26 protein-coding genes, 7 tRNA genes and 4 pseudogenes are annotated in these 20,622 nt (G+C 42.3%); 32 read left to right on the forward strand and 5 right to left on the reverse strand.

Annotation, left to right across the window (positions count from 1 at the left end):
• The first annotated feature begins 201 nt into the window (after positions 1-201).
• The 12 genes from alr (at position 202) to P3X63_RS03125 (ending at position 9,309) form a co-directional block, all read left to right on the forward strand.
• A complete protein-coding gene (gene alr, locus P3X63_RS03070) occupies positions 202-1,371 on the forward strand; it encodes an alanine racemase (RefSeq protein WP_026585992.1) in 1,170 nt (389 codons plus the stop codon).
• A gap of 104 nt (positions 1,372-1,475) precedes the next feature.
• On the forward strand, positions 1,476-1,757 hold the full coding sequence (locus P3X63_RS03075; protein WP_026585993.1) for a CopG family ribbon-helix-helix protein: 282 nt from the start codon (positions 1,476-1,478) through the stop codon (positions 1,755-1,757).
• 4 nt (positions 1,758-1,761) lie between these two features.
• On the forward strand, positions 1,762-2,112 hold the full coding sequence (gene ndoA / locus P3X63_RS03080) for a type II toxin-antitoxin system endoribonuclease NdoA (protein ID WP_003179128.1): 351 nt from the start codon (positions 1,762-1,764) through the stop codon (positions 2,110-2,112).
• A 117-nt stretch (positions 2,113-2,229) separates the two neighbouring features.
• Positions 2,230-3,057 (forward strand): RsbT co-antagonist protein RsbRA, encoded by an 828-nt coding sequence (locus P3X63_RS03085; protein WP_077735675.1) that lies wholly within the window; start codon positions 2,230-2,232, stop codon positions 3,055-3,057.
• Between the two features lie 3 nt (positions 3,058-3,060).
• Positions 3,061-3,426: an STAS domain-containing protein gene (locus P3X63_RS03090; RefSeq protein WP_026585995.1), complete on the forward strand. Its 366-nt coding sequence runs from the start codon at positions 3,061-3,063 to the stop codon at positions 3,424-3,426.
• Positions 3,427-3,428: 2 nt separating this feature from the next.
• Positions 3,429-3,830, forward strand: a complete 402-nt coding sequence (locus P3X63_RS03095; protein ID WP_026585996.1) for an anti-sigma regulatory factor — start codon at positions 3,429-3,431, stop codon at positions 3,828-3,830.
• 10 nt (positions 3,831-3,840) lie between these two features.
• Complete coding sequence (locus P3X63_RS03100) at positions 3,841-4,848, forward strand: PP2C family protein-serine/threonine phosphatase (RefSeq protein ID WP_026585997.1); 1,008 nt, start codon at positions 3,841-3,843, stop codon at positions 4,846-4,848.
• Positions 4,849-4,906: 58 nt separating this feature from the next.
• Complete coding sequence (locus P3X63_RS03105; protein ID WP_026585998.1) at positions 4,907-5,233, forward strand: anti-sigma factor antagonist; 327 nt, start codon at positions 4,907-4,909, stop codon at positions 5,231-5,233.
• The gene (gene rsbW / locus P3X63_RS03110) at positions 5,233-5,715 is read left to right on the forward strand and encodes an anti-sigma B factor RsbW (protein ID WP_026585999.1); all 483 of its coding nucleotides are present in this window, start codon (positions 5,233-5,235) and stop codon (positions 5,713-5,715) included. The genes P3X63_RS03105 and rsbW overlap by 1 nt, the downstream gene beginning before the upstream one ends.
• On the forward strand, positions 5,681-6,472 hold the full coding sequence (sigB, locus tag P3X63_RS03115; RefSeq protein WP_026586000.1) for an RNA polymerase sigma factor SigB: 792 nt from the start codon (positions 5,681-5,683) through the stop codon (positions 6,470-6,472). Before rsbW ends, sigB begins: the two co-directional genes overlap by 35 nt.
• The gene (locus P3X63_RS03120) at positions 6,469-7,068 is read left to right on the forward strand and encodes a PP2C family serine/threonine-protein phosphatase (RefSeq protein ID WP_026586001.1); all 600 of its coding nucleotides are present in this window, start codon (positions 6,469-6,471) and stop codon (positions 7,066-7,068) included. The genes sigB and P3X63_RS03120 overlap by 4 nt, the downstream gene beginning before the upstream one ends.
• A gap of 78 nt (positions 7,069-7,146) precedes the next feature.
• On the forward strand, positions 7,147-9,309 hold the full coding sequence (locus P3X63_RS03125) for a Tex family protein (protein WP_077735674.1): 2,163 nt from the start codon (positions 7,147-7,149) through the stop codon (positions 9,307-9,309).
• Positions 9,310-9,318: 9 nt separating this feature from the next.
• Here the strand turns inward: P3X63_RS03125 and cmpA are convergent, their stop codons facing one another.
• Entirely contained in the window at positions 9,319-9,429 is a 111-nt protein-coding gene (gene cmpA / locus P3X63_RS03130; protein WP_003179153.1) for a cortex morphogenetic protein CmpA, read from the reverse strand.
• Positions 9,430-9,534: 105 nt separating this feature from the next.
• Here cmpA and P3X63_RS03135 point away from each other — a divergent pair, with 105 nt between their 5' ends.
• The 8 genes from P3X63_RS03135 (at position 9,535) to P3X63_RS03170 (ending at position 10,751) form a co-directional block, all read left to right on the forward strand.
• Positions 9,535-9,996: a SprT family protein gene (locus P3X63_RS03135; protein WP_077735673.1), complete on the forward strand. Its 462-nt coding sequence runs from the start codon at positions 9,535-9,537 to the stop codon at positions 9,994-9,996.
• 116 nt (positions 9,997-10,112) lie between these two features.
• Positions 10,113-10,187: transfer RNA gene (locus P3X63_RS03140), tRNA-Asn, on the forward strand.
• Between the two features lie 3 nt (positions 10,188-10,190).
• Positions 10,191-10,281 (forward strand) — tRNA-Ser (locus tag P3X63_RS03145).
• 26 nt (positions 10,282-10,307) lie between these two features.
• Positions 10,308-10,379 (forward strand) — tRNA-Glu (locus P3X63_RS03150).
• A 14-nt stretch (positions 10,380-10,393) separates the two neighbouring features.
• Positions 10,394-10,468, forward strand: a tRNA-Gln gene (locus P3X63_RS03155).
• Between the two features lie 9 nt (positions 10,469-10,477).
• Positions 10,478-10,553 (forward strand) — tRNA-Lys (locus tag P3X63_RS03160).
• Between the two features lie 12 nt (positions 10,554-10,565).
• Positions 10,566-10,648: transfer RNA gene (locus tag P3X63_RS03165), tRNA-Leu, on the forward strand.
• Positions 10,649-10,668: 20 nt separating this feature from the next.
• Positions 10,669-10,751, forward strand: a tRNA-Leu gene (locus P3X63_RS03170).
• An 88-nt stretch (positions 10,752-10,839) separates the two neighbouring features.
• On the opposite strand, the pseudogene P3X63_RS03175 reads toward P3X63_RS03170, so the two are convergent.
• Positions 10,840-11,028: pseudogene (locus P3X63_RS03175) on the reverse strand (tyrosine-type recombinase/integrase); the annotation flags it as partial.
• A 6-nt stretch (positions 11,029-11,034) separates the two neighbouring features.
• On the opposite strand from P3X63_RS03175, the pseudogene P3X63_RS03180 reads away from it, so the two are divergent.
• The 6 genes and pseudogenes from P3X63_RS03180 to xynA all read left to right on the forward strand — a co-directional run.
• Positions 11,035-11,202: pseudogene (locus P3X63_RS03180) on the forward strand (hypothetical protein); the annotation flags it as partial.
• Between the two features lie 124 nt (positions 11,203-11,326).
• Entirely contained in the window at positions 11,327-11,554 is a 228-nt protein-coding gene (locus P3X63_RS03185) for a cystatin-like fold lipoprotein (RefSeq protein WP_372708725.1), read from the forward strand.
• 247 nt (positions 11,555-11,801) lie between these two features.
• Positions 11,802-12,014, forward strand: a complete 213-nt coding sequence (locus P3X63_RS03190) for a hypothetical protein (RefSeq protein WP_077735672.1) — start codon at positions 11,802-11,804, stop codon at positions 12,012-12,014.
• Between the two features lie 38 nt (positions 12,015-12,052).
• Complete coding sequence (locus P3X63_RS03195; protein WP_077735671.1) at positions 12,053-12,724, forward strand: hypothetical protein; 672 nt, start codon at positions 12,053-12,055, stop codon at positions 12,722-12,724.
• Positions 12,725-13,150: 426 nt separating this feature from the next.
• Positions 13,151-13,228: pseudogene (locus P3X63_RS22785) on the forward strand (hypothetical protein); the annotation flags it as partial.
• A gap of 202 nt (positions 13,229-13,430) precedes the next feature.
• Entirely contained in the window at positions 13,431-14,072 is a 642-nt protein-coding gene (gene xynA / locus P3X63_RS03200) for an endo-1,4-beta-xylanase XynA (protein WP_026586004.1), read from the forward strand.
• 288 nt (positions 14,073-14,360) lie between these two features.
• Here xynA and P3X63_RS03205 read toward each other — a convergent pair whose 3' ends face one another.
• Positions 14,361-14,996 carry a YczE/YyaS/YitT family protein gene (locus P3X63_RS03205; RefSeq protein ID WP_026586005.1) on the reverse strand — a complete coding sequence of 212 codons (636 nt, stop codon included), beginning with the start codon at positions 14,994-14,996 and terminating at the stop codon, positions 14,361-14,363.
• Between the two features lie 115 nt (positions 14,997-15,111).
• Between P3X63_RS03205 and P3X63_RS03210 the strand changes: the two genes are divergently transcribed.
• From P3X63_RS03210 to P3X63_RS03235, 6 genes and pseudogenes are all read left to right on the forward strand, one after another.
• Positions 15,112-15,564, forward strand: a complete 453-nt coding sequence (locus tag P3X63_RS03210) for a MarR family winged helix-turn-helix transcriptional regulator (protein WP_077735670.1) — start codon at positions 15,112-15,114, stop codon at positions 15,562-15,564.
• A gap of 24 nt (positions 15,565-15,588) precedes the next feature.
• Complete coding sequence (gene paiA, locus P3X63_RS03215; protein ID WP_277692451.1) at positions 15,589-16,107, forward strand: spermidine/spermine N(1)-acetyltransferase; 519 nt, start codon at positions 15,589-15,591, stop codon at positions 16,105-16,107.
• A 22-nt stretch (positions 16,108-16,129) separates the two neighbouring features.
• Positions 16,130-16,753: an FMN-binding negative transcriptional regulator gene (locus P3X63_RS03220; protein WP_026586008.1), complete on the forward strand. Its 624-nt coding sequence runs from the start codon at positions 16,130-16,132 to the stop codon at positions 16,751-16,753.
• A 447-nt stretch (positions 16,754-17,200) separates the two neighbouring features.
• A pseudogene (locus tag P3X63_RS03225) lies at positions 17,201-17,434 on the forward strand (ArsR/SmtB family transcription factor); the annotation flags it as partial.
• Between the two features lie 93 nt (positions 17,435-17,527).
• Entirely contained in the window at positions 17,528-17,920 is a 393-nt protein-coding gene (locus tag P3X63_RS03230) for an SRPBCC family protein (protein WP_236251288.1), read from the forward strand.
• Between the two features lie 48 nt (positions 17,921-17,968).
• Positions 17,969-18,562: a YdeI/OmpD-associated family protein gene (locus P3X63_RS03235; protein WP_277692452.1), complete on the forward strand. Its 594-nt coding sequence runs from the start codon at positions 17,969-17,971 to the stop codon at positions 18,560-18,562.
• A gap of 19 nt (positions 18,563-18,581) precedes the next feature.
• Here P3X63_RS03235 and P3X63_RS03240 read toward each other — a convergent pair whose 3' ends face one another.
• Positions 18,582-18,959 carry a hypothetical protein gene (locus P3X63_RS03240; protein ID WP_277692453.1) on the reverse strand — a complete coding sequence of 126 codons (378 nt, stop codon included), beginning with the start codon at positions 18,957-18,959 and terminating at the stop codon, positions 18,582-18,584.
• A gap of 314 nt (positions 18,960-19,273) precedes the next feature.
• A complete protein-coding gene (locus tag P3X63_RS03245; RefSeq protein WP_026586011.1) occupies positions 19,274-20,470 on the reverse strand; it encodes an MFS transporter in 1,197 nt (398 codons plus the stop codon).
• Positions 20,471-20,622: the final 152 nt, after the last annotated feature.

A 20,622-nucleotide genomic window follows, 5' to 3' on the forward strand; every position in this document is an offset into this window, starting at 1 on the left:
CCCAAACAGCTTGTTCTTCGATAGACGGAAGAACAGGCTGTTTTTATTTTCAATCAATGTATGTTTTAAAGACTGCTTCCGCAAAATGTATATGGAACCAGCAATTTATTGGGAGAATACAGAGGACAAAATTTCCCTTTCAACGGCTTTTTTAGTATGATGGGGGAAGATGATTTGAAACAGAACAGGAAGTGTCAATGGATGAGCTTAAAACCGTTTTATAGAAAGACCTGGGCGGAGATCGACTTAACGGCATTAAAAGAAAATGTCCGCAATATGAAGCGGCATATCGGCGAAGATGTTCATCTGATGGCCGTTGTAAAAGCGAATGCCTATGGTCATGGAGATGTACAGGTGGCGAAGGCGGCTCTTAGCGAAGGGGCGTCTATTCTTGCCGTGGCTTTATTGGATGAAGCGCTCTCATTGAGAGCGGGAGGGATTGACGAACCGATACTTGTCCTCGGCGCGGTGCCGCCGGAGTATGCCGGTATTGCTGCAGACAAGCGGATTATCTTAACGGGCTATTCGGTGCAATGGCTGAAGGAAGTGCTCGGCTGCCTCGATGACACCGGGGCTCCTCTTGAATTCCATCTAAAAATCGACACGGGGATGGGGCGGCTCGGCTGCAAAACGGAAGAGGATATAAAAGAGATGATGGAGATCACCGAATCGAGTCAAAAGCTTGATTGCACAGGGGTTTTCACCCATTTTGCGACAGCTGATGAATTGGATACCGATTATTTCAACATGCAGCTGAACCGTTTCGAAGAGCTGATCAGACCGCTCCCGCTCGATCGCATTATGGTGCATTCATCAAACAGCGCCGCCGGTCTGCGTTTCAAAAAACAGCTTTTTAATGCCGTCCGTTTCGGCATCAGCATGTACGGCTTGTCGCCGTCAACGGAAATAAAGGACGAGCTTCCGTTCCGGTTGCGGGAAGTGTTCTCGCTCCACACTGAACTCACCCATGTGAAAAAAATCAAAAAAGGTGAAAGCGTCAGCTATGGAGCGACGTATACGGCCACGCACGACGAATGGATCGGAACCGTAGCGGTCGGCTATGCCGATGGATGGCTGCGCCGTCTGGCCGGCACAGAAGTGCTGATTGACGGGAAAAGGCAGAAGATCGCCGGCAGAATCTGTATGGATCAGTTTATGATTTCCCTTCCCGAAGAATATCCGGTCGGCACAAAAGTGACATTGATCGGCAGACAAGACGACGAATGGATTCCAGTCGATGAAATCGCTAAAAGGCTGGAGACGATTAATTATGAAATTACGTGCATGATAAGTTCGCGGGTCCCCCGTATGTTTTTGGAAAATGGGAGTATAATGGAAATAAGGAATCCGATCTTGCCTAATCATATTTGAAAATAAATCATAAGCGGAAAAACAGCTTTGCTTGCGGAGAGAATAGTGATATGATTATGATTGGAATGGAATTGTATCCGTAAGTTTGGTGGAGGTGTATGTTTTTGTCTGAATCCAGCGCAACAACTGAAATTATGATTCGCTTGCCAGAAGCTTTAGTATCGGAACTTGATGGTGTCGTCATGCAAGATAACGGGAGCAGAAATGAACTGATTTACCAAGCCACAAAAATGTATTTACGCGAGCGCAAAAATCGACAAATTCGGGAATCGATGAGACGCGGTTATATGGAGATGGCAAAAATCAATTTGAACATCTCTTCCGAGGCACAATTTGCAGAGTATGAGGCTGAAAACACAGTAGAGCGCTTAGTAAGCGGAGGATAATCATTTGATTGTTAAACGCGGCGATGTTTATTTTGCTGATCTATCTCCTGTTGTTGGCTCAGAACAAGGCGGGGTGCGCCCGGTTTTAGTGATACAAAACAACATCGGCAATCGCTTCAGCCCAACTGCTATTGTTGCAGCCATAACAGCCCAAATACAGAAAGCAAAATTACCTACCCACGTCGAAATTGATGCGAAACGCTATGGTTTTGAAAGAGATTCCGTTATATTGCTCGAACAGATTCGGACGATTGATAAGCAAAGATTAACGGACAAAATCACTCATCTCGATGATGAAATGATGGAAAAAGTCAACGAAGCCTTACAAATCAGTTTGGCCCTTATCGATTTTTAATAAGAACACAGAGTTGCTCATACTTAAGAGCAACTTTTTTTGTGTTCAAAAATAACAAACGATATAATAATACTGTTAGTCCAAAAATTGTTATCGCATGTAGTTGGGGGGATGAACATGTCGAATCAAGCGGTATTATCGTTTATTTCAGAACATCAAGATGAGCTTGCGCAAAATCTGGCCGATATTCTGAAAAACTTGAACAAAAAAATATCAAACGCAAAACTGACTGAACACATGTATCAGACGATCAGCAATGAATACATTGATATTTTGCTGAACCATTCAGACACAGATGATGACAAAGTGATCGACACGATTTATCAGTTTTCTTCAAAGGCTGTGCAGATGAGTGTTCCGCTCAAGCTTCTCTCATCAGGGGTGGGGGCGTTTTGGAAGCACCTTTACTATGAAATGAACAAGGATGTTCCTGAAGACAAGCAGTGCTACGATCTGATCTGGCAGATCGATCAATTTATCGAACCGATCAACAGTGAAATTTTGAATCAATACGCCATTTCCTGGGAAAAAACCGTTGCTCTGCAAAAGGTTGCTTTACAAGAGCTGTCCGCTCCGCTCATTCCGGTGTTTGACAACATTACGGTGATGCCTCTCGTCGGCACGATCGATACGGAGCGCGCCAAAAAAATCATGGAAAATCTTTTGAGCGGTGTCGTCAAGCATCGTTCAGAAGTGGTTTTAATCGACATTACGGGAGTGCCGGTTGTCGATACGATGGTGGCGCACCACATCATTCAAGCTTCTGAAGCTGTCAGACTGGTCGGGGCTAAATGCCTGCTCGTCGGAATTCGCCCGGAAATCGCGCAGACGATTGTCAATCTGGGAATTGACCTCACCCAGGTCATTACAAAAAACACCCTGCAAAAAGGAATTCAAACGGCATTGGAAATGACGGACAGAAAAATTGTTTCACTGGAGGAATAGACGTTGAGAGTGCCTAAAATTCCCATATTGAAACTGTACAATTGTTTGCTGGTATCCATTCAAGTGGAGCTCGATGACCAAACCGCTCTGAACTTTCAGGAGGATTTGCTCAATAAAATTTATGAAACAGGATCGAACGGAGTGGTGATCGACCTGACATCAGTGGATATCATCGATTCATTCATCGCCAAAGTGCTTGGCGATGTGATCGCAATGTCAAAACTCATGGGGGCCAAAGTCGTTCTGACCGGCATACAGCCGGCTGTTGCCGTGACATTGATTGAACTCGGCATTTCGCTGGACGAGATCGAAACGGCGCTCGATCTCGAAAAAGGGCTCGAGACATTGCAGCGGGAATTGGGGGAATAGACATGAAAGACCAATCCTGTGTGAAGATTTTGACAGAGTGGGATATCGTGGCTGCCAGACAGCTCGGGCGAAATGTCGCGAAAGAACTGGGATTCGGCACAGTCGACCAGGCCAGGATTACGACGGCCATTTCTGAGCTGGCCCGGAACATCTATTTATATGCCGGCAAAGGTCAAATTTGTATCGAACAGGTTCAAGAAAGGGGTAAAAAGGGATTGAAAATCACTGCGGTGGATGAAGGGCCGGGAATCGCCGACATCAGGAAGGTGATGGAAGACGGTTTCTCGACTTCAGGCGGTCTTGGAGCCGGACTCCCGGGGGTAAAGCGTTTAATGGATCAATTCGAATTGAATTCAGACGCAGAAAATGGAACAGACATACAAGCCGTAAAGTGGCTGCGGTAGGAGGGGAGAAATGGATTTCAGGGAAGTGATTGAGCAGCGCTATCGACAGCTGCTTAGCCGTTATATATCTGAACTGACAGAAACGTCCCTTTATCAGGGGCAGAAATTCAGCAGAAAAACGATCGAACATCAAGTGCCGCCGGAAGAAATTATCAGCATACACCGAAAAGTTCTGTCTGAATTGTATCCGGATCTTCCAGACCATGTGTTCCATTCGCTCGACTTTTTAATTGAAGTGATGATTGGATACGGGTTGGCCTATCAAGAACATCAAACATTAAGAGGCATTCAGCAGGAAATTAAATCGGAAATGGAAATTGCCGCAAATGTGCAGCAGACGCTGCTTGAGACAACAATTCCGAAAGTCGAAGCCCTCGAAATCGGGGCGCTGAGCGTTCCGGCGAAGCAAATGAGCGGTGATTATTATCATTTCGTCCGCGATCAGGAATCGATGAATATCGCCATTGCAGATGTGATCGGGAAAGGCATACCTGCCGCATTGTGCATGTCGATGATCAAGTATGCGATGGATTCTCTGCCGGATTCGGGCACTGATCCTTCACAGGTGCTGAAAAGCTTGAACAGGGTGGTCGAACAAAATGTCGATCCGAGCATGTTTATTACGATGTTTTACGGAAACTATCATCTTCAAAAACACCTATTCACGTATGCATCCGCCGGTCATGAACCTGGCTTTTATTATTCTTCAGGAGAAAACAAATTCTATGATTTAAAAGCGAAAGGTCTCGTTCTCGGCATTTCTTCAGATTATGATTATGAACAATGTGAGCAAAAACTAGATATCGGCGATATGATTATTCTTTTTTCAGACGGAGTGACTGAATCCAGAACAGAGTCCGGATTTTTGGAGCGCGGCGATCTTCAAGACCTGATCAGCGTACATATGAAGGAGCCGGCGCAGCAAATGGTTGAGAAGATTTACGAACATCTGCTCAAGCTCCAGGAATTTCAGCTCCATGATGATTTCACTCTCATCGTTTTCAGAAGAAAGGTTTAATGTTTCATGTTGCCGGGTAATCATACTGTAGCGATTAAAGAGAATCAGAGGTGATATTGTGAATTTGGCAGTCGATACGAACAAAACTGATTATGCAATAGAAATCAAAGTAGCGGGAGAAATCGATGTCCACTCTGCACCTGCACTGCGTGATAAGCTGATGCCGCTCGCAGAGGAAGGAAGGGATCTGAAAGTTTGCCTGAAAGACGTGTCATATATGGACAGCACGGGACTGGGCGTTTTTGTAGGCGTATATAAAGCGGTAAACAGGACTGGGGGTTCTTTGGTGCTTGAAAATCTATCTGAACGCTTAATTCGTTTGTTTGATATTACAGGCTTAAAGGACATCATTGATATTTCTGGAAAGTCAGAGGGTGGATTATAATGAAGACTGCAGTTGATTACATTGAAATGAAATCACCTGCCAAACCGGAGTACGTGGGAATTGTTCGTTTGACCCTGTCGGGGATTGCGAGCAAAATGGGATATTCCTATGACGATATCGAAGATTTGAAAATCGCTGTGAGCGAAGCTTGCACGAACGCTGTGCAGCACGCTTATCAAGCGGATAAACAAGGGGAGGTCTCCGTCAGGTTCGGCGTTTTTGAAGATCGCCTTGAGATTGTTGTCGCAGATCAAGGGGACAGCTTCGATATTTGCGATAAACAGGAAGCGCTTGGGCCATACTCTCCTGAGCATACAGCAGATCAGCTGTCAGAAGGAGGGCTCGGCTTATATTTAATGGAAACGCTCATGGATGAAGTGAATGTGCAAATTAACTCTGGTGTCACCGTGTCGATGACAAAGTTCTTAAACAGGGAGCGAGTTGATGATGGCACAACCGTCCAAAAATACGAAACCAACTAAAGATGAAGTCGCCCGGCTGATTAAAAAATATCAGGAAAGCCATGATGAAGAGGCTCAAGCGATCCTTGTCCAGACATATCAACATCTCGTCGAGGCGCTGGCCAAAAAGTATTCCAAAGGCCAAAGTTTTCACGAAGATCTGAGCCAGGTGGGAATGCTCGGTTTGCTGGGGGCGATCAAACGGTACGATCCTGATGTGGGAAAATCGTTTGAAGCCTTTGCCATACCGACCATCGTCGGAGAAATCAAGCGGTTTCTCCGGGATAAAACCTGGAGTGTCCATGTGCCGAGAAGAATCAAGGAACTCGGACCCCGGATCAAAATGGCGGTTGACCGGCTGACGGCGGAGACCCAGAGGTCGCCCAGAGTCGAGGAAATCGCCGAATATCTCGGGGTGACGGAAGAAGAAGTGCTGGAAACGATGGAAATGGGGAAAAGCTATCAGGCGCTTTCCGTTGACCACAGCATTGAAGCCGATGCCGACGGCAGTACGGTGACGATTCTGGATATCGTCGGCTCACAGGAAGAAGGCTATGAAAGAGTCAACCAAAAGCTGATGCTGGAAAGTGTATGGCATGTCCTGTCCGATCGTGAGAAAAAAATCATCGAGCTGACTTACATCGAAAACAAAAGCCAAAAAGAAACAGGGGAAATGCTGGGCATATCGCAAATGCACGTATCGAGGCTGCAGAGGAAAGCCGTCAAACGTCTGAGGGAAGCTTTGTCAGAAGATCCCTTGATGGAGTTAAAGCCATGATCTGGACCGAATCGAATGACCACATTCGCGCACTTGTCTACCAGCTGCCTAAAGACGGGAAATCGATCTGCGGAGACAGCTTTTATTTCAATGCGACCGACCAGGGAATGATCTGTGCCCTGGCCGACGGACTGGGAAGCGGTGAAATGGCTCATGAATCCTCTTCGGCGATCAGCGAGGTTGTCAAAGAGCATGGTGATGAAGATGTCGCAAGCTTGATGGAGAGGTGCAATCAAGCGCTGAAGCAAAAGCGGGGTGCGACCGTCTCGATTTTAAAAGCCGATTTTAAAACGAGGACCATCGCTTACAGCTCAATCGGCAATATTCGCTTTATCCTATATGCTCCTTCAGATCAATATATTTACCCTCTCCCCGTGACCGGATATATGTCGGGAAAACCGCAAACCTATAAAACATTCACCTATACGTATGAAAAAGGATCGAGATTTATCATCCATTCAGACGGCTTGGTCGTACCAGGCCTTCGATCTTATTTGAAACTGCACCACTCTCCCGGAGATATTTCAGATCAGCTTGAAACTTATACGCTGATGGGAAAAGACGATCTGACCTACATCATCGGACAGCTTTTTTAGAGGAGCTGTCCTTTTGATATAGGTGTTTTTCAATATCTTTTGGTACACTAATAGGACAACATTCTTATGGAGGATACAATGGATACTTTAGCGTTAATCGTCAAACAAATCGCAAAAGAGACGGAGCTGGCGCCGAAGCACGTCGGCAATGTCATTCAATTATTGGAAGATGGAAACACCGTGCCTTTTATCGCGAGATACCGCAAGGAACAGACGGGTTCTATGGATGAAGTGCAAATTCAAACGATCTCCGAACGCTGGGGATACATTCAGCACTTAAATCAGCGGAAGGAAGAAGTCATCCGTCTGATTGCCGAGCAGGACAAGCTGACAGACGTGCTCAAGCTCAAGATCGAAAAGGCGGACAAGCTTCAGGAAGTAGAAGACTTATACAGACCCTATAAACAGAAAAGAAAAACAAAAGCGACCATCGCCAAAAGCAAGGGGCTTGAGCCTTTGGCTGATTTCATCAGCGCCCTGCCGCAGAACAAAAACATACTGGCTGAAGCACAAAAATACATAAATGAAGAAAAAGAAGTCTTCAGCGCCGAGGAAGCGCTGGAAGGCGCGAAAAACATTCTTGCCGAACGGATTTCCGACGAACCTGAATTCAGAAGATGGATTCGCCGGGAAACTTTCAAACGAGGAACATTAAAGTCTGCGGCCAAAGACGCTGAAGCGGACGAAAAGAAAATCTATGAAATGTATTATGAATATGAAGAGCCGATCCAAAAAATCGTGCCTCATCGCGTGCTCGCCGTCAACCGCGGCGAAAAAGAGGACATTTTAAAAGTGTCCGTCGAGCCGCCACTCGACCGCATCCTCGATTATTTAGAAAAACAAATCCTTAAGCATAAACAAACAACGGCGAAAGACTTGCTGAAGGACGCGATTGAAGACGGCTATAAACGCCTGATCCAGCCGTCCATCGAAAGGGAGATCAGAAAAGAGCTGACCGAAAAAGCGGAGGACCAAGCGATTCACATCTTTGCCGAAAACCTGCGCAAGCTCTTGCTGCAGCCGCCGATGAAAGGGAAGCTCGTCCTCGGCGTTGACCCGGCCTTCCGCACCGGCTGCAAGCTTGCGGTCGTCGATGAGACAGGGAAGGTGCTGAAAATCGATGTGATCTACCCGCACCCGCCTGTCAACAAGAAAAACGCAGCGATGGATAAAGTGAAACATATCATCGAAGAATTTCAAATTGAAGTGATCGCGATTGGTAACGGGACGGCGTCAAGAGAGACCGAACAATTTATCGCCGACCTTTTGAAAGGCATCGACAGAAAGGTTTATTACCTGATCGTCAATGAAGCGGGAGCAAGCGTCTACTCCGCTTCAGAGCTGGCCAGGGAAGAGTTCCCCGACCTGCAGGTGGAAGAGCGGAGCGCCGTGTCGATCGCCCGCCGGCTTCAAGATCCGCTTGCCGAGCTTGTCAAAATCGACCCTAAATCAGTCGGCGTCGGTCAATATCAGCACGATGTCAGCCAGAAAAAATTAAACGACTCCCTCCGCTTTGTCGTGGAAACCGTCGTCAACCAGGTCGGCGTCAATGTCAACACAGCATCGGCCGCGCTGTTGCAGTATGTTGCCGGTTTATCGAAATCAGTGGCATCCAACATCGTCAAAAAACGGGAGGAAGTCGGAAAATTCTCGACCCGCAAAGAGCTGAAAGATATTCCGCGGCTCGGAGCGAAAACATATGAGCAGTGCATCGGCTTTTTGAGGGTGCCTGACGGCGATGAACCGCTTGACCGCACAGGCATCCACCCGGAAAGCTACAAAGAAACGAGAGAGCTTTTGAAAAAGCTGGGCTTGTCAACAGAGCAAATCGGTTCGGCCGAGCTCCAGGGCAAAATAAATGAACTGGATATTCGCGAAGCCGCGGAACAATTGGCAATCGGCGAGATCACGCTGAAAGACATTTGCGCCCAGCTGACAAGGCCTGAGCGCGATCCAAGGGATGAAGTGCCTAAACCTCTTCTCAAAACCGATGTGCTCCAACTGGAGGATTTAAAAGAAGGAATGGAGCTGCAGGGTACGGTGCGCAATGTCGTCGATTTCGGCGCATTCGTCGACATCGGTGTCAAACAGGACGGGCTTGTGCACATTTCCAAGCTCAGCCGTTCCTTTGTCAAACATCCGCTTGACGTCGTATCGGTCGGCGATATCGTGACAGTTTGGGTAGAGCATGCAGATGCGGCGAAAGGAAGGGTGTCGTTATCGATGGTCAAAGAAAAATAGCACTGCTCATCAGCAGTGTTTTTTTCTGTAAAAATACCAGCACTGATTCAGCAGTTTAATCTGGTAATGATCCTTTTCGTAAAAAGCTCTTTGCATCTGGTTTTTGAGCCAATTCGGCATTGACAATCCCTCCTGAAGGCTCTGAAGATAGAGTGTGGGTTTTGTTTTAGTTTATGCCGACGGGAATTTGTCCTGTTCGATGTTTTTGAAAATGAGGTGGATTCAATGGACGATCAGCAATTGCAGCAGCTGACAGAACAGCTGTCTTTGACCTATTTTAAAAAGCCGTTCCGGCACAAGGCTTATTTCAACAGCCGCCTGAAGACGACCGGAGGCAGATATTTATTGCACTCGCACGATATCGAGCTGAACAAAAAATATTTGGCAGAGCACGGCCGACAAGAGCTTGAAGGCATCATCAAGCATGAGCTCTGCCATTACCACCTTCATCTTGAAGGAAAAGGCTACAAACACCGCGACAGAGATTTTAGAACGCTCCTAAAGGAAGTCGGAGCCCCAAGGTTCTGCACACCGCTCGCCGATGCGAAAAAACAGCCGAGAAAAGTGCGCACATACAAGTGTGCAGCATGCGGACAAACCTTTGTGCGCAAGCGCGCCATGGATACAAGCCGCTATGTTTGCGGAAAGTGCGGAGGGAAAATAAAAGAAATTGCGAAAAAGGGTTGACTGATCAGACTTGCCTATGTTAAATTATAAAAGCCGTCGCAAGACAGGGCATCAAAAACAAATTGTTGTTCTTGACACAATTTGTCGATATAGGTATAATGAATGAGTCTGATCATTCCACAGTAGCTCAGTGGTAGAGCTATCGGCTGTTAACCGATCGGTCGCAGGTTCGAATCCTGCCTGTGGAGCCATATGGAGAAGTACTCAAGTGGCTGAAGAGGCGCCCCTGCTAAGGGTGTAGGTCGCGTAAGCGGCGCGAGGGTTCAAATCCCTCCTTCTCCGCCATTTAAAATGCGATATTGACATCATATGGCCCGTTGGTCAAGTGGTTAAGACACCGCCCTTTCACGGCGGTAACACGGGTTCGAATCCCGTACGGGTCATTTCTCATAGCTGTTGGGCTATAGCCAAGCGGTAAGGCAACGGACTTTGACTCCGTCATGCGTTGGTTCGAATCCAGCTAGCCCAGCCATCTTTATTTGAGCCATTAGCTCAGTTGGTAGAGCATCTGACTTTTAATCAGAGGGTCGAAGGTTCGAGTCCTTCATGGCTCACCATTGTTTTTTCACGCGGGTGTGGCGGAATTGGCAGACGCGCTAGACTTAGGATCTAGTGTCTTTACGGCGTGGGGGTTCGAGTCCCTTCACCCGCACTTTAAAAACAACATATCATGCGGTCGTGGCGGAATGGCAGACGCGCTAGGTTGAGGGCCTAGTGGGGGCAACCCCGTGGAGGTTCAAGTCCTCTCGGCCGCATACCAGAGATACCAAGGGTTTTGAGGACCTTGGTATTTTTTTGTTTCTTTTTAATTTAATTTTTTTACTCCACATTTACTCCAGTTACTTAAAGTAAGTCATCTAAACGGTCGGCAGTATCTCTCTGTTTGTTTGGAAAAAGGTGTCCGTAAACATCTATTGTTGTCTTTATAGATACATGTCCAAGCCGTTCTTTTATTGTTGTATAATCTTCACCTTGATGTATCAGTAAAGCCACATGAGAATGTCTTAAATTGTCCAATCTAATAGGCTCAAGCAAGTAAATGAAAATCATACAGTCAGTGTACAAACCGAATTGCTTTCTTTAGAAAGTTATTCAAAGACAATTGATGAATCGTATGAATTGTTTTTGAATGTTGTGGAATTGGCTACTACAGCAAATTCTGTTATTACAAATCAAACATTAATTGTTCAGACTACATTGAAAAAAGTAATTATGCTGTTTGAATTAACTGCTTGTGGTGGAAATAAGTATGATGAAGCAATTGATAAAGTAATAAATCAAGAAAAGAAATCCTTAAAGGAAATAGATGCTGATAATGAGGACTTTACTAGTGATTTGGGTTTATGACGGAGGGAGATATATTCAATTTGCTTTCTATATGAAAAATCACATTCGTGAACTATCCACATTTAGATATTACGAAAAAGTCGGTGATTCATATCAGAAACTTGAACGCATGCCCGGAGAAGGCACAGGGGATCGTTTGAGTCTTGATGGAAAAAAACCGGATTATGAAGAAGTGAAAGGGAAAGAAGCAAAATTAGAGAATAAGAGCTGAAAAGAATTAAAAGCAGGCATATGCCTGCTTTTAATATAGGTCTTTCAACTCGGATTTTTTTATGATATAATAGACTGTTTACAAAGAAGTACATAAATGGTAAAAATAGATCATGTGTAAAACTTTCAAAAGGAGTGATTACTTAAGAAGTCGTCTAAAGTTCATGAGTAAATTACTCGGGACACTATTCAAAATTGTCGGGTAAAAAATCCTCGAACCCCGAAAACTATTTTTAGGAGGGGAAAGTTTGTTTTTTAAGAAAATGACTAAAAAAGAAAGAGAAAATACTGAAAAAGCAGTAAAAGTGGGATTTGTTTTTTATATGCTTGCTTTATCGGTAAGTTCTATATATTCTTTTTTTGTAGAATCTGGATTTAACATTTCATTTATGATTTTAATAATTGGTTTAATAGTATTTTTTATTAGTGATTTTATATTTAATAAAATCACTAATAAATAGAAAATGTTAATTTAAAAAAAGATAGGAGTATACATATTATGAAAAAGTTTGTGGTTTTAGTTTTAAGTGCTATATTCTTATTTTCTGTGTTATCTATTTCTACGACGGAAGTACATGCACAGTCGTTAGATGGTATTCAAAATAAGAATAATGAATTTTATTCTACTATAGGAATGGATGAAGATTCTTTAAGCAAAGAACTTGATCAATTAATTGTTTTGTTAAAAGAAATGGATTCTAAAGGGATAGATATTATTAATTTAGAAAATAATAAACCCGAACAAATTGAATCATTGAGTTCTTCTGCAAAAGCTTTGTACCTGAAATATGAATCTGAGATTCAAAATAAAGGAATAGAAGAAACTATAGGAGACGTTTCATTATTAGTTGGATCAGATGTGGTGAGTTCTGGAAAGTTCACAACTGCGGCTAAGGCTAGTGGTATTTATATTTCTAATAAGATTGTAGAAAAGTTAAACGACGTCGCTGGCTGGAGTGGCGGAATATTTGGAGTGGCTGCTGCTCTTATTAAATTAAAACTAGGTTTATCACCTACAGCTTATACTATGCTGATAATAGCTGTTGCTACTCTAGGAATGAAAACTATTAATTCCTGTAATAAATATAAAAAGGGCTTTTATCTTAAAGGTGAATTTGTAGGGCCCATGTTTGCACCCGTCGGAACAGTTACTTGTAAAGCAAAAAAATAATTACCTGGGTGGTTACAATTACGATGAGGGTACAGTAGACTGGTAAAGTCCAAAATTAAAGCAGGCATATGCCTGCTTTTTTACGTTAATGTGCTTTCATCTATGCTCACTGATGATGTAATCATTCTGCCTGCAATCTGGTGTGATTCGGACGCATGAGCGAAATTGCTTGAGATCGTTACAAAAGAAGCTAGACATAATACAGTAATCATTCCTAATGAAAATTTCTTCATCATTTAATACAACTCCCTTTTTCATCAATTTTCATTACTTTAATTGCTTTTCGGTAAAAAATGGCCGATTCCTCCCTTTTTGTTGATACTCATTGCCTTAATTACTTTTCGATAAAGTTCGACCGACTCTTCTAACTTTCCGATCTTATTATAATGAATCTCTAATGCATATCTCCTTTATACAAAATGGGTCGAATCGGGATTAATTACAGATATTACTCCATCAGATTTAGAAACAAGAATTGTGATTCTGCGAAAAGAGGATAAGGCTATGGTGATACAAGAACACTTATAATGTAATTTTTTAGGTCTTTGTAATTATTTTACATATATTATTAATATTCACTCATGAATTCGTGATATTATATTGAAGGGGACGATCAAACGCTTTGGCGTTAGTAATTAATAATGTTTTAAATATATACGAGTGCTACCTCATGTCAAAGTCAGAAAAAATATATAGGAGGTAACATATGTTTAAGTTTAAAAGGAATTTCTTAGTTGGATTAACGGCAGCTTTAATGAGTATTAGCTTGTTTTCGGCAACCGCCTCTGCAGCTAGCACAGATTACTGGCAAAATTGGACTGATGGCGGCGGAACAGTAAACGCTGTTAATGGGCCTGGAGGGAATTACAGTGTGAATTGGTCTAATACCGGAAATTTCGTTGTTGGTAAAGGTTGGACTACAGGTTCGCCATCTAGGACAATAAACTATAATGCCGGAGTTTGGGCGCCGAATGGCAATGGATATTTGGCTTTATATGGTTGGACGAGATCACCTCTCATAGAATATTATGTAGTGGATTCATGGGGTACTTATAGACCTACTGGAACGTATAAAGGTACTGTAAAAAGTGATGGGGGTACATATGACATATATACAACTACACGTTATAACGCACCTTCCATTGATGGCGAAAAAACTACTTTCACGCAGTACTGGAGTGTTCGCCAGTCCAAGAGACCAACTGGAAGCAACGCTAAAATCACTTTCAGCAATCATGTTAAAGCATGGAAGAGTCATGGAATGAATCTGGGTAGTAATTGGTCTTACCAAGTCTTAGCGACAGAGGGATATCAAAGTAGTGGAAGTTCTAACGTAACAGTGTGGTAACAGATTACCTTTAATCAGGGTAGCTAACGGGCTGCTGGTCGTTCCTTGAGAAATTTTATAATCATTGTTATTGTGAGTTACTAAGAGGCGACGGTCTTTTAGTTGGAATTCCAATATATGCCTCGGGTATGGTAAATGATTATTAAAATCGTTAGTAATGGTTAAAGGTCGTTTTCTACTAGGCAAATGTTCAAGTCCTCTCGGCCGCATACCAGAGATACCAAGGGTTTTGACGCCCTTGGTATTTTTTATATTCATCTGTTTTTTGCCTCTTACTTAACATCCATTCTATATCGAATGTTTTACATCATCTGCTGATATATTGGATTTTGTCAATATACGGTTCAATGCTTTTTCAGTAAACGGCATAAAGCCATTAAGGATCAGCCCCCCTAAACAAACGGTTAATAAAGTTCCAATGCCGATTGGTCCATTCAAAATCATGGCCAGTATCAAGAAGGCGAGGTAAATGAACGTTCTCGAAAAAAATATATTGGTTCTCGTTAATTCTTTTATGATGAATGTTAAACGGTCAATTGGCATCGAAGCAAAATTTGTGTATAAGTATGTCGCGGTTCCTAACCCTGTAACAACCAAGCCGATTCCAAAACAAATCGCTTTGCTGTACCATTGTTCTGGTGTCACAAAAAAATGCAGCAAAAAAAGCCACATGTCAATGCCGATACCGGTTATAAACGCCGTTAGCATCCCCGAAACTTCCGGTCTTTGTCTTTTTAAAAACGAATTGCAGCCTATTAATATTAGAGCCATGATGACTTCCCAACTTCCCACAGTTAGCCCGACATTTACGGACAGTCCCACCAAAAGTGCATCAAAAGGTGAAACTCCAAGGTCTGATTGGATCGTGAAAGCAATACCGAGGGTTAATATTAAAATGCCTAATACATAAAAAATAAACTTCACTTTACTCGACCTCTTTATTGTTATTTTTCCTTGCAAATGCAACAAAAATCGGCTATATTGAATGTACAACAATTTTATTGCATTTACAACAAAAATATGTGCGCAGGAGGCAGCGATGAAAGAAATCCTTCGTGAAATTGGAATGATTGCCCGAGCATTGGATTCTATAAGCAATATCGAATTTAAAGAACATGATCTGACAAAAGGGCAGTATTTGTACCTTGTCCGAATATGCGAAAACCCGGGAATCATTCAGGAGAAGCTGGCTGAGATGATTAAAGTAGACCGGACAACCGCAGCCCGGGCAATAAAAAAACTTGAAATGAAGGGCTTTATTGAAAAGAAAGATGATGAACATAACAAAAAAATAAAAAAACTCTTTCCGACGGAAAAGGGAAATGAGGTATTTCCTTTTATCAAAAGAGAAAATGATCATTCGAATCGTGTGGCATTAGCGGGATTTTCCGAGGGGGAAGCGGAGACTATCTTCAATCTTCTTCAAAGAGTAAGAAAAAATGTAGAAAAGGACTGGGAATTCGTGAAAAAGGGGAACAAAAGAAATTATTGACAGCGTAAAGGAGCGGCAGATTGAATGACAGTAAATATAAAAAGGTGTACCCTTGAAGACTTACACAAGCTTCAGGAAATTGGTTATGAAACATTTAATGAGACATTTAAGCATCAGAACTCGCCAGAAAATATGAAAGCCTACTTGGACAAGGCATTTAACTTAAAACAATTAGAAAAAGAATTATCCAATAGCTCTTCGCAATTCTTTTTTGTTTATTTTAACAATGAAGTCGCTGGATATTTAAAGGTCAACACCGATGAGGACCAGTCTGAAAAAATGGGTGATGATTCACTTGAAATCGAGAGAATTTATATCAAGAACAACTTTCAAAAACACGGGCTTGGTAAATATCTGTTCAATAAAGCTGTGGAAATTGCGAAGGAACGGAATAAAAAGAAAATCTGGCTGGGCGTATGGGAAAAAAACGAAAATGCCATTGATTTTTATAAGAAAATGGGGTTTGTCCAAACCGGCGCCCACTCTTTTTATATGGGGGATGAAGAACAAACGGACTTGATCATGACCAAAACACTCCTATAACTTTTTTAAAAGGAGGATGACGATGTATATTCCAAAATATTTTAAGGTCGAAAATGTTGATGAAATTTGGGATTTTGTCCAAAAAAACGCTTTTGGCACAATCGTCACGACAGAACAAGGAAAACCTATTGCCACTCATTTGCCTTTAGGCTTCAATAAAAAAGGTGATGATTACTATATCACTGGGCATATCGCTTATGGAAATCCTCAGTGGAGAACATTTGAAACCTGTGATGATGTGCTTGTTATGTTTCAGGGACCGCACGCTTACATTTCTTCTTCTTGGTATGGGCATGAAGATGTTCCAACTTGGAATTATCAAGCCGTCCATATATACGGTAAAGCAAGCATGCTAGAGAGAGATGAATTAATAGAAGAATTAACAATTATGATGGAAAAATACGAAAAACATCGAAAAAACCCCATTTTATGGGATGGGCTTTCTCCTCAACTTTTAGAAAGCCAACTGAAAGCGATTGTCGGGTTTAAGATTAAGGTGGAAGACATTCAGGCTGCATATAAATTAAGTCAAAATCGCAATGAAACGGATTATACGAACATCATTGATCAATTGCAAAATGAAGAAAATCCAAATTCGAAACAAGTGGCAGAACAGATGGAAAAGAGAATGAAAAATCAAATATAAGCCTACTTTTATTAAACCCTTTGCTGTGAGAATGAAAGGATGGAACCGGAGCAGTTAGTGCATTGCTCAAATTGTTGATTTGATAGATCATTCAAATCGTCCGGCGGTACAAGGAATTATACTGATTGTCATTTGGTTCCGCAGGGAAAGGTACAAAGATAAATAAAAGGATAGTCGAAAGGCTATTCTTTTTTTTGTTTATTTTAATTCATTGATTTATAACAGTGCCCATTTTGTGCCGGGTTTTTTCAACTAGGCGGTGAACAACCCGTTTATTAAGCTAAAGTCGTCTCATGCTCAAGCTTTCTTTTATTGTTCCGTAACCGGCAAATTAAATGCTGGGAGAATAAAACCGAAACCGTCATGTCTAAGATAAAATTGACATGACACCAATTAGTGTCATATAATTAAGACACCAATTGGTGTCCAATTAAGGGGAGGAGGATTTTGAACGAGAAAAATCAAGATCGTGATATTTATGCAGCTGTTGCCGACCCAACAAGACGTCAATTGATGCGCTTGTTAGCGGATGTGGAAGAATTGCCGCTCAAAGAGTTGACCGCTCATTTTGACATGGGCCGTACCGCTATTTCAAAGCATTTGGCAATCCTTAAAGAGGCCGGTCTCGTCATGAGCAGAAAGGCCGGCAGGGAAACGCGTTATCGGCTGAATGCTGCCCCATTGAAAGAAATAGAGGATTGGGTATCGTTTTACAGGAAATTCTGGAGTGAAAGAATGTTGCTTTTAGACCAAATATTAAAGGAGGAACAAAACATGGATTTAACAGTATCACATGATTTTACTTTTGAGAGCCCGATCGAGAAGGTATGGCTCGCTTTAACGGATGCAGATACTCTTGCAAAATGGATCATGCCTAATGATTTTAAGCCTGTCGTCGGACATCAATTTCAGTTTCGCAATGAGCAGTGGAATTTAATAATTGATTCCGAAGTTCTTGAAATAGACGAGCCTTACAAGCTATCTTACACTTGGGTCGGCGGCGGAATAAACACTACAGTCACATGGACATTAAAGCATGAGGAGGGAAAAACCTCCCTGCATCTCGAACACACAGGTTTCGAAAAAGAAGATCAAGCGTTCAATGGTGCAAAATTCGGTTGGGCGAAAATGGGCGAAGATCTTAAAAAATTGTTAGAAGAAATGTAAGAAAGAGTATAGGAAAAAGCAAACTGCTCGGAAAGAGGGTGTTCCTTGATGACAAATAGTCAAATAAATCCCAAGGTCGAAGAATTTTTAAGCAGGGCTACAAAGTGGAAGAAAGAATTTGAGAAGTTAAGACATATCGTTCTTGACTGTGAGCTGACCGAAGAATTTAAGTGGATGCATCCTTGTTACACGTTTAATAACAAAAACATCGTTTTAATCCATGGATTTAAAGAATATTGTGCGCTTCTGTTTCATAAAGGTGCCTTGTTAAAGGACCCGCATGGGATTCTTGTTCAACAAACGGAGAATATACAAGCGGCGCGGCAGATTCGCTTCAAAAATGTTGAGGAAATCATTGAACTGGAAACCATCCTGAAAGCCTATATTCATGAAGCGATTGAAGTTGAAAAAGCCGGTTTGGAAGTCGATTTTAAAAAGAATACAGAATATCAAATTCCTGAAGAACTTCAAAAAAAATTCGAAGAAATCCCTGGCTTGAAAGCTGCTTTTGAAGGATTAACCCCGGGACGGCAAAGAGCATATATTCTTTATTTTTCTCAAGCCAAACAATCCAAAACCCGAGAGTCAAGGGTTGAAAAATATGTGCAGAACATTCTCGATGGAAAGGGATTAAAGGATTAGTCAAAAGAAATATCAAGGGTTAGACGCCTTGGTATTTTTTTATTTCCGCACATTTATGTTTTTTTGGATTGAAAAACATACCAAGTGAGAAATCAAAAGGCAGAGCATGTAGCGTTGAAAATTTAACTATGTTATTTTGATAAAAGATCAGAAAAATAATAAGGAGAAACAAAATGGGCAAATTTTCTACCGATCTTTTAAAAGCTTGGCTGGCGATACCTAGATGGTTTAAAATGTTTGCACTAAATGCGATTACCATATATGTTTTATGGACACTTTTCATTGATGGAATAAACAATATATTTAGATTAGATATCTCCTCCTTAATGATAAGTCTAGCAGCATCAGGAATAATATTGGCAATGTTTAATAAAACTTCTGTCAAAAATTGAACCATGTTCTTAACACTTTCTTTAAAATCAAAACCCCTGAAACAGGGGCGCCAGCGTGTCGACAAACCCTCGCATTCGTTGTCAGGTCTGCTCAGTCGGTGCTCACGAATGATAACGAGGATCGGCGGCTAATTGCGCAGGCCTACTGCCTGAACGCCGCCGTCATCACATCCTGTGAAAGTCCGCTCCGATGCTCGGCCTTTCTAGACTGCAAAGGTTGAGGGTCACGCTGAAAGGATTTTGTCAACAATCTGAAACATCCCAATATGATTTGGTATGTTTTTCTTTTAACGCAACTGTATTGTGATTCCGGCCTCATTCAAGATTGAACTTCATTTGCTTTTTCTTTCCACACCATTGTAAGACCCAAGCCGATAATCATCACGATGCCTGCAAAAAGGAAAGGATAATGAATGTTAAGATCAAAGAGAATACCGCCCAGAGCCGGACCAAAGATATTTCCTAAGCTCGTGTAAGTGGAGTTCATCCCTGCAACAAAACCCTGCTGGTTACCGGCGACTTTGGATAAGAAAGTCGTCAGGGCCGGGCGCAGCAAATCAAACGCCAGAAAAATAAAACAAGTGACAAGCAAAACAGCTAAAAACCCTGACATGACAGTTGACACGAAAGCCAAGACCGCGCCGGTGATGAGGCAAAGCTGAATCATCCTTTTCTCTCCAAGTTTATTGACCAATTTCCCGAATAGTAAAACTTGAATAATGACGGCAACGATCGAACTGATCGTAACAATGATTGCGATATCCTTTGGTGTGAAGCCGAACTTATGATCAGAAAACAAGCTGAATACCGTTTCGTAGGCTGACAAGCCGAAAGCCAGCACAAAAACGATCACAAATGCAATGAAATAGACAGGATGAATCGACCTCTTCAAGTCGTTAAAGAAATTGGATTCCTTTGTTTGAGACGAGAGTTGTTCCCGTTCTTCTTTTGACAAGGATTCTTTTAATATAAAAACGGAAGAGACAGCTGCTGTAAATGCCAAGGCGGCAGCGAAGAAAAATGGCATCCGAATCCCATATTCGGCTATAAATCCTCCGGCACCAGGTCCAATAATAAAGCCGGTGCTAATCGCTGCCGAAACATAGCCCATCGCCTTTGACCTTTCCTGCAGGGTTGTTATATCAGCTACATACGCTGTAACGGCAGGCATGATAAAGGCGGCGCTGACTCCGCCCAATATCCTCGATAAATAAAACATGGAAACATGGGTTCCCAATCCAAAAATCAACTCTGATATACTGAATACAAGCAATCCGATGACAATCATTTTTTTTCTTCCAAAACGGTCAGCCCATCTTCCCGCAAAAGGGGAAGTGATTAATTGGGAAATGGCGAAAACCGCAACAAGATACCCCATTGTACTGCCGGATAAATGCATGATATTCATAAAGGAAGGCATAACTGGAATAATTAAACCGATGCCAAGAAATGCTATGAAAATGTTGCTTAATAATATAATAAGCACCGTTTTTTGTTCTCTTATTGATTTTTTCATCTATAAAACTCCTCTTACATTAATCAAGGCAAAGCGTAATCGTTTCCAGCGGAGAGTTTTTCCGTTTTTTTATGATCCTTTTCTTTTTGGATCGAAGCTGTGTTCAAGTACAATAAAATCATAAAGTATATGGTTACCGTATAGTCAAGGAG

Origin of the sequence: Bacillus sp. HSf4 (assembly GCF_029537375.1) — a bacterium.
GTDB classification, from domain to species: domain Bacteria; phylum Bacillota; class Bacilli; order Bacillales; family Bacillaceae; genus Bacillus; species Bacillus sonorensis_A.